Annotated in this window: 7 protein-coding genes; 3 read left to right on the top strand and 4 right to left on the bottom strand. The window is 34.9% G+C overall.

The annotated features are described in order from the left end of the window. Positions 1 to 346: 346 nt before the first annotated feature. Both AABL85_RS13700 and rho read right to left on the bottom strand, forming a co-directional pair. On the bottom strand, positions 347 to 676 hold the full coding sequence (locus AABL85_RS13700) for a hypothetical protein (protein ID WP_341310467.1): 330 nt from the start codon (positions 674 to 676) through the stop codon (positions 347 to 349). 260 nt (positions 677 to 936) lie between these two features. Beyond that, on the bottom strand, positions 937 to 2,847 hold the full coding sequence (gene rho / locus AABL85_RS13695) for a transcription termination factor Rho (RefSeq protein ID WP_341310466.1): 1,911 nt from the start codon (positions 2,845 to 2,847) through the stop codon (positions 937 to 939). 189 nt (positions 2,848 to 3,036) lie between these two features. Here rho and AABL85_RS13690 point away from each other — a divergent pair, with 189 nt between their 5' ends. Next, positions 3,037 to 3,453 (top strand): DUF4293 domain-containing protein, encoded by a 417-nt coding sequence (locus AABL85_RS13690; RefSeq protein ID WP_286413966.1) that lies wholly within the window; start codon positions 3,037 to 3,039, stop codon positions 3,451 to 3,453. A 41-nt stretch (positions 3,454 to 3,494) separates the two neighbouring features. Here AABL85_RS13690 and AABL85_RS13685 read toward each other — a convergent pair whose 3' ends face one another. Both AABL85_RS13685 and AABL85_RS13680 read right to left on the bottom strand, forming a co-directional pair. After that, complete coding sequence (locus AABL85_RS13685) at positions 3,495 to 4,007, bottom strand: metallophosphoesterase family protein (RefSeq protein WP_341310465.1); 513 nt, start codon at positions 4,005 to 4,007, stop codon at positions 3,495 to 3,497. A gap of 52 nt (positions 4,008 to 4,059) precedes the next feature. Then, on the bottom strand, positions 4,060 to 5,328 hold the full coding sequence (locus tag AABL85_RS13680) for a M64 family metallopeptidase (RefSeq protein ID WP_286413968.1): 1,269 nt from the start codon (positions 5,326 to 5,328) through the stop codon (positions 4,060 to 4,062). A 545-nt stretch (positions 5,329 to 5,873) separates the two neighbouring features. Between AABL85_RS13680 and truA the strand changes: the two genes are divergently transcribed. Together truA and AABL85_RS13670 are read left to right on the top strand one after the other, a co-directional pair. Continuing rightward, complete coding sequence (gene truA, locus AABL85_RS13675) at positions 5,874 to 6,611, top strand: tRNA pseudouridine(38-40) synthase TruA (protein ID WP_286413971.1); 738 nt, start codon at positions 5,874 to 5,876, stop codon at positions 6,609 to 6,611. Next, a complete protein-coding gene (locus tag AABL85_RS13670; RefSeq protein WP_341310464.1) occupies positions 6,608 to 8,356 on the top strand; it encodes an ABC transporter ATP-binding protein in 1,749 nt (582 codons plus the stop codon). Before truA ends, AABL85_RS13670 begins: the two co-directional genes overlap by 4 nt. Positions 8,357 to 8,630: the final 274 nt, after the last annotated feature.

Here is an 8,630-nt window from a genome sequence, read left to right as displayed (position 1 = left end):
TTCAAACCTGCAACCTTCTGAGCCGTAATCAGATGCGCTATTCAGTTGCGCCACGTGGCCTATTGCTTAATTGCGAGTGCAAATATAGGACGATATTCTGTAAATACAAACCCAGCAATGAAAAAATATCAATTAATTTTTACCTCTATTTTTTAACTTTCTTACTATTAATCGTTTAATGATTTGAAAAAAAATAATTTTAACATCTCTTTTATTAGATCTTTTCTACCAAAACCTTAGCTTCTTTCATTTCTAAGGTAATATTTATTTGAATCTATAAGAGAAAAACAAATCAAAAGTGAGTTTACATCTAATACCACAAACAGTATTACAAACAAATAAAACTTTAAAAATCTCCTTTAGACGGTAAAAAATGTAGGAATAATATCGCTGTAATAACGAAAATCATCAAAACAAAATAGAATGGATTACCTGTAAAAAGACCACAGACCAAAAATAACACAGTTGCCACAACTCCTATAAATAAGAAGTCAAAACTCTTTTTATCGATTAAATCATCGTCCCATTCCTCTTCTTCATCTCTCAACATTTCCTCTTGTTCCCGTTTATACTGAAGATATTCTTCCTTGGTATTAAAACGCTTAATAGAGAAAAACCTTCTAACGATAAAATAGACAAGTATAGCTACTACTATAAATATTGTTAGTTCATACATAATCTTCTTCTTTTACACCCTATACTCTGACAAAAAACAACTAGACAAAAACCGATACAGCATTCTACTACTGACTTCTCTTTACATCGTCATTTCTTCTGTCATTAAAACTGAGTCAAAGAAACAACTTTTGTTTTATTCTCAAAACATTTTATATTGAAAATTACACATTTACATAATATTTAAGAAATTAATCATAAAAAAAAGAGAACACTTATAAATTATAAATGTCCTCTTTTCCAATATACATACAGGTTATTTTACTTGCTTAATGTTTTTAATACCTCGTCATTATTCGTAGTATTTTTCACATTGTCAATGATAGATGTCATCGCCTCCACAGAGTTCATATCATCTATATATCTTCTAACCATAAGAGCACGCTTAAGCTCCCATTCGTTTAATAATAGATCGTCTCTACGTGTACTAGATGAAGTAATATCTATCGCAGGGAAAATACGTTTATTTGCCAACTTACGATCTAGCTGTAACTCCATATTACCAGTACCTTTAAATTCTTCGAAAATCACCTCGTCCATTTTAGATCCCGTATCCACTAAAGCTGTAGCAATAATACTAAGAGATCCTCCATTTTCTATATTACGAGCCGCTCCGAAGAAACGTTTTGGTTTTTGTAATGCATTAGCATCTACCCCTCCACTTAACACTTTTCCAGATGCTGGCTGTACAGTATTATAAGCTCTTGCTAAACGCGTGATAGAGTCTAATAAGATTACTACATCATGACCGCACTCTACTAATCTCTTTGCTTTCTCTAATACGATATTAGCTACCTTCACATGTCTTTCTGCTGGTTCGTCGAATGTAGAAGCAATTACCTCAGCATTCACACTACGTTGCATATCTGTCACCTCTTCAGGACGCTCATCTATAAGCAATACGATTAAGTATGCCTCAGGATGATTAGCAGCGATAGCATTCGCTACATCCTTTAAAAGAACAGTCTTACCTGTCTTTGGTTGAGCTACGATCATACCACGTTGCCCTTTACCGATAGGAGCAAACATATCCATTAGACGAGTAGAAATAGTACTACTCTTTGCATCTAGATTAAATTTTTCATTCGGGAACAAAGGAGTCAAATGCTCGAAAGAAACTCTATCTCTAACAGACTGAGGGTCATGACCATTAATTTTTAACACCTTTACTAATGGGAAGAACTTCTCTCCTTCTTTTGGAGGGCGCACCACTCCTTTTACTGTATCACCAGTCTTAAGACCAAATAATCTAATCTGTGACTGAGATAAATAAATATCATCCGGAGAAGATAAATAGTTGTAATCCGCAGAACGCAAGAATCCATATCCATCAGGCATCATCTCTAATACCCCTTCACTCTCTATAATACCATCAAATTCATAATCAGGTTCTCTGAAATTATTCTTTTTGTTGTTATTATTTCTATTCTGTTGATTGTTATTTCTTTTTTGATTGTCGTTTTCAGACTGTTGCGTAGCAGTATTGTCTACAGTAGACACTTCCTCTTTCGTTACAGGCTCTCTATCTACTGCTGTAACATTACCTCCTTCAGTAGAAGTATTATTCTTTGGTTGTGATTGTTGTTGACGAGATTTAAAATCACGTTTTTGCCCATCACGTCTATTATTCTCAGGTTGTCTCTTTTTGAAATCCCTTCTATTTTCGTTTGTAGAACCTACTTTTTCTTCAGCAGTTGATTCACTTACGGTTTCTTTCTTTTGTTCTTGTTTCGCAGGAACTTCTTCATTTCTGTGCTGAGATGTTTTGCGTTGCGCATTATCAGCTAAAACACGAGAAGCCTGTTCCACTTTACTCTCTACCTTACCCTCATCCTCATTAGGTTTACCTAGTCTAGGTCTTTTTGATTTCTCAGTAGTAGGAGTTGTATTTTGATTAGCTATTTTATCTGTTTTTACATCGTTATTAGCATTATCTACAGCTACTTTTTTAGCCACTGCAGGAGCCTTCTTTTCCTCTAAAGGAGCTTTATCCACAGGTTTAGCTTTTACAGGTGCTTTTTTTCCCTCTGCATTTGTCGCTTGTTGATGTTCTAATATCTGCCCTATAAGTTCGTCTTTTTTCAAAGAAGCCACCTTAGCAATTTTTGCTTTTTTAGCAATCTCCTGAAGATCTGCGACCTTCATTTTTTTTAGTTCGGAAATTTCAAACATATAAATGTTTATAGATTATAAAAATATTGAGTTGTGTAATTTTAAATAAGAATGGAAATTTAAAATAGAATTGTCGTATTATGAAGAACTTACGACAGTACTGATGCAATATTACGAATAAAATTTTATAAATAATAGGTTTTTATAAAAAAGAAACACTATTTTTGTACTTCATACATTTTTACAATTATGTTACAGAGAATACAGACTGTTTATTTGATTCTTGTTTTTATCATTATGGGAGTGCTACCTTTTTTCTTCCCATTATGGACAAATGGTGCGAATGAACCTATCTATTTCATGATGATGCCTTCATCTACTATCCTATTTGGATTATCTACTGCTCTTACTGTAGTAGCTATTATGGGGTATAAAAATAGAAAGAGACAGTTTGTAATTAATAGATTGAATATAATATCAAACTTTATACTATTAGGATTATTTGTATATCGTACACTAACAGTATCTGGAGAAACTGCGGAAGCTATTTCTGAGAAAGGTATTGGGATGTTCCTCCCTATTATTTCTATCCTGTTCCTTGTCTTAGCGAACAGAGCCATTAAAAAGGATGAAGATCTCGTAAAATCTGTGGATCGTTTACGATAAACCTAACATCTTAGTTTATTAGTGCGTTAAAAAAGCCGAACCTATATGAGTTCGGCTTTTTTGTTTTTAGGCCATTCGATAATTTCCATATCCTTTATAGTTCCATTATCTATCACAAAACGCAACATCGTACGTACCTGATGAAAACCACTTATACCGGCAGCACCAGGATTTAGATGAAGTACTCCCATCATCTGATCATACTGTACCTTCAGTATATGTGAGTGCCCACAGATATAGATGCCAGGTTTTTCTAGCTTTATTCGCTCTTTTACATGAGCTCTATACTTCCCAGGATAGCCCCCTATGTGGATCATATAGACTTTCATCCCTTCACAATCAAAGAATAACTCTTCTGAAAATTCTAGTCGAGCCTCTTTACCATCTATATTCCCCCATACGCATCTAAGCGGTTTTAACGCCTTTATGGTATCGGTCACTACTAAGTCTCCTATATCACCTGCATGCCATACCTCATCTGCCTGTCTGACGTACTTCAGGATAGACTCATCTATAGTGCCGTGTGTATCTGATAATAATAATATTTTTTTCACCTCTATCTATTTATAATAAGATAGCCTCTCTTAGTGAGAGGCTATACTATGATTACTCTGTATAAAACAAAATTAATTCTTCTATTGCATTCTGACAAACAGGACAGAACTCTGGGTACTGATTCGTTTTCATTCTACAGTCTAATGTACCTTTATACACCTTGCGTCCTTCTAATCCTTCATATACTCCTAACGGGTATTTCTTACTGTCTTTTTCTAAAGTAGGTACCGGAGTTCCCTTTTTAAGCATTTTTTTCCACTTGCTATCAAAGTCTACTAACGTAGTTATATTCTGCTCCCAAGGTTCCGTCTGATTAGAAATCAAATCACTCAACACATCATTTGGATAAAAATACTCATCTGCTAATCCTGCGAAACTATGCCCAAACTCGTGTACTACCACAGGTTTAAAATCCTTATGTCCTGTAGTCGTCAATGTATACGAATTATAGATTCCACCTCCTCCATACACATCTGTATTTGCAAGAATGATGATGTGCTCATAAGGAATACCTGCCAATACATCATGTAACTTCTTAATTCTATTCGTAGTCAAATAACGCTCCGAATAAAAAGTATCAAAATTAGACTCTACAGCTGTCTTTTTCCAATCTCCTTGTCTTGGAACACTTACCCCTGAGTCTTTAGAAGCGCTCTGTACAGCAATAAAATTAAAATTATCAGCAAATTTATCGAAAGGCTTATGCGCTAATAATTGTTCTATAGACACCTTTACAGCATCCATAAATTTCCCCATTTCTTCTTCTTTAAATCCTTCTGCTACGAATACTACATTGATTGCCTTAGCGTTATCTTTCGCTTTATGTACATATTCATGTTTAGTTACGTCTTTAGTTCCCTTAGTATGGATTAATATATCTTTAGGATCCACATGGTGTACTAATTTATCTTTTTCTTTTCCATCCGCATCGAAGAGTATTAGCTCTATACGCACATTATCTTTCGGAAACGGTACTAAAAACACATTCTCAAAGCTCTTTGTATTCTTCTGTGCTTCCTCTGTAGATAACCACTCTTGGAATAGTGTACTGAAGCTATTGGTATAGATTAATGTATTTGTTTGCTCATCATATACACGCACTTGTCCATTTCCTTTTAAGGCATTCTCTCCTAAGTTATGTGTACGGCCAGCCCATGAAGGCAAAGAGATTAATTCATCTAACAAAATAAATTGTCTCTCGTTATTTCCTCCGAATACATAATCTAGACGCAATGTTTTGTCTTCAAAATATTGATTAAAATCCTGTGCCTGTACATAAGAGCCTATACACAAGCCCAGTAATACTAGTAGTTTTTTCATTATTAATATAGTTAGGTTAATTGGGTTAATTACTTGTTACAACAAGTCAAGTCGTAAAAATAAACATTATTCTAAACTATCTCTTGGTTTTAACGTTGTTTACTTCGTATAGAGTTAATTGACCTGTCCATAGAGTTAGTCTTTCTGCTATAATCAACATAATTTTATCAGAGATATCAGTCTAATACACTGATAACACTATAGTTATAAACATTAAGCGCGCAATTACGAAAGATCAAAAAATTGATTTTTTCTGAAGTCATCGCATAGTGGTCGGATAGTGATCGCATAGTGGTCGCATAAAAAAAGGATAAAACTATGCGATCACTATACTATCAAACTACGATCATTATTCTATCATAATAGCTCTAAATAAATCTAATTTTTATTCTTGCCTAACATGAATTAGCAATTCATCTAGCCCTTTTACTTGATAATTATTTGTTCTTCTATTCAAAATATGAGTTCCTAATTTTATAATAACATCAACTACCTAGTCCCGATTTTAAAGTATATTTGCGTTTTACAAAACAAAGAGAATTACATTGAGATACTTTTTAGAATTCGCATATAACGGAACACATTATCACGGATGGCAATTACAACCTGATGCTATATCAGTACAGGAAGTACTGACTAAAGCAATCTCTACCCTACTACGCACCACTATAGAGCTAGTGGGAGCAGGTAGAACAGATGCTGGAGTACATGCTAAGCAGATGTATGCACACTTTGATCACGAGTTACCTTTTGACAAAGATTCTTTAGTACAACGAATGAATTCTTTTTTACCTGAAGACATTGTTATTTATAATATACATACCGTAGCAGATGATGCCCACGCACGCTTCGATGCGACGGCACGTACCTACGAGTATCACATTCATCAGTATAAAGATGCGTTCTGTAACGCGGGTAGCTACTACCACTTTAGACCACTGAATGTAGCATTAATGAATCAAGCTGCTCAAATCTTATTTGAGTATGAAGACTTTGAATGTTTCTCTAAGACACATACAGATGTATTCACCTTTAATTGTACTATTTATAAAGCACATTGGGACATTCTACCTGATAACAGACTAGTATTCACCATATCTGCTAATCGCTTCCTCCGCAATATGGTCAGAGCGATAGTGGGTACCTTAGTCAATGTAGGACTTGAAAAAATAACACTAGATGACTTCAGAACGATAATAGAAAGTAAAGACAGAGGCAAAGCTGGCTTTTCTGTACCTGGAAAAGGTCTTTATTTAACTCAAGTTAGTTACCCTTACTTATGAAAAAACTAAAATCATTATCTCTACAGAAATTATTACAATATACTAAGCCGTATCAAAAGCGATTTAATTGGGTAGTTGTATTTGCGATTTCCCTTTCTATATTCGCTGCCATACGTCCGTATATGCTAAAGATAACTGTAGACGAATACGTACAGAAACAAGATCAATCTGGACTCTTACTCTATATCCTACTGATGGGATTAGTACTCGTACTAGAAGTATCTTCACAATTCTTCTTTACCTATTGGGCGAACTGGTTAGGACAGGATATCGTAAAAGACATTCGAGAGAAACTATTTGATAAAATCATCAACTTCAGAATGCGTTATTTCGATAACGAACCCGTAGGAAAATTAGTGACACGTGCAGTATCTGACATAGAATCTATCGCTAGTATCTTCAGTCAAGGGCTCTTTATGATCGTCAGTGACTTACTAAAGATGTTCGTGGTACTGTGTATCATGTTCTATATGAACTGGAAGTTGAGCTGTATCGTACTGATAGCTATGCCTATTCTATTATATGCTACTCGTGAGTTCCAACGACACATGAAAACTGCGTTCCAAGAAGTACGTACACAGATATCTAATCTAAATACATTCGTACAAGAGCGATTAACGGGAATGAAGATCGTACAACTCTTTACGAGAGAAGAAATAGAATACGAAAAATTCAAGGAGATTAACCATAAGCACAATGTAGCTTGGCTAAAGAATATTCTGTATAACTCTATCTTCTTTCCGATAGCAGATATCGTATCTTCACTTACACTTGGTTTTGTGATTTGGTATGGAGGGATGTCTATCGTGCAAGGAGACAACCTAACTTCTTTCGGAGATTTATTCGCTTATACGATGTTGATCACCATGCTATTTAACCCATTGAGACAGATAGCTGATAAGTTTAATGTCATGCAAATGGGGATTATCGCAGCAGAGCGTGTATTCGAAGTATTAGAAACGGAAGAACAAATAGATGATAGCGGAACAGTAACTGCTCCACAGTTTGACGGTAAAATAGAGCTAAAAGATGTTCGCTTTAGTTATATCGAAGGAACAGAAGTACTGAAAGGGATTAACCTAGATATAGCACCTGGTAGCACTATTGCGATCGTGGGAAGTTCTGGTGCTGGTAAGTCTACTATCATCAATCTACTAAATAGATTCTACGATATAGACAGTGGTACGATCTGTATCGATGGTATTAATATCAATGACTATAAACTGGCTACACTGCGCAAACAAGTAGCAGTAGTACTTCAAGATGTATTCTTATTTAGTGACACGATATATAACAATATTACGCTACACGATGAGAGCATCACAAGAGAGACTGTCATCCAAGCTGCTAAGAAAATAGGGATACACGACTTCATCTTACAACTCCCTGGTGGGTATGATTATAATGTGAAAGAACGCGGTGTCATGCTATCATCTGGACAGCGTCAGCTGATCGCTTTCTTACGTGCGTATGTTAGTAACCCTAGTATTCTGATACTAGATGAGGCCACCTCTTCTATCGATACGCATTCAGAAGAGTTATTACAGAAAGCGACTGACTATCTGACTAAAGATAGGACGTCTATCATTATAGCACACCGATTAGCAACGATAGTAAACGCTGATCAAATCATCGTAATGGACAAAGGTAAAATAGTAGAAAAAGGAACGCATAAAGACCTATTAGAAATCCAAAACGGATACTATAAAAATCTACATGAGTCACAGTTTAACAAACAAATATAGCTCAATATACAGAAGCGATAGGTTCACATCTATCGCTTTTTTATTATGCATTATAAAGATGGCTTCACTACTCAAAATGAATTAGACTAAAACTTCCGAAGAGTATAAATACTTTTGTTCTAAAATTTCAATATTTTTTAGGACACTATTCTATCCTAGTTTTTTAAAAGATTATCAACAATATTGCCTTTTTGATAATAATTGTCACGTCCTAATAGCCAAATAAGCTACACTCCTTGCAATTACCTTAGTTACAGCCTATCAACTTTTCGTA

Origin of the sequence: Myroides odoratimimus, assembly GCF_038039805.1 — a bacterium.
Lineage (GTDB): Bacteria > Bacteroidota > Bacteroidia > Flavobacteriales > Flavobacteriaceae > Flavobacterium > Flavobacterium odoratimimum_B.
The sequence above is the reverse complement of the archived record's forward strand: the minus strand, read 5'-3'. Positions and strand labels throughout refer to the sequence as shown.

Bases quoted from the DNA above. Each gene is read 5' to 3' on its own strand.
- AABL85_RS13700 (WP_341310467.1), bottom strand. From the start codon at position 676: ATGTATGAACTAACAATATTTATAGTAGTAGCTATACTTGTCTATTTT.
- rho (WP_341310466.1), bottom strand. From the start codon at position 2,847: ATGTTTGAAATTTCCGAACTAAAAAAAATGAAGGTCGCAGATCTTCAG.
- AABL85_RS13690 (WP_286413966.1), top strand. From the start codon at position 3,037: ATGTTACAGAGAATACAGACTGTTTATTTGATTCTTGTTTTTATCATT.
- AABL85_RS13680 (WP_286413968.1), bottom strand. From the start codon at position 5,328: ATGAAAAAACTACTAGTATTACTGGGCTTGTGTATAGGCTCTTATGTA.
- AABL85_RS13670 (WP_341310464.1), top strand. From the start codon at position 6,608: ATGAAAAAACTAAAATCATTATCTCTACAGAAATTATTACAATATACT.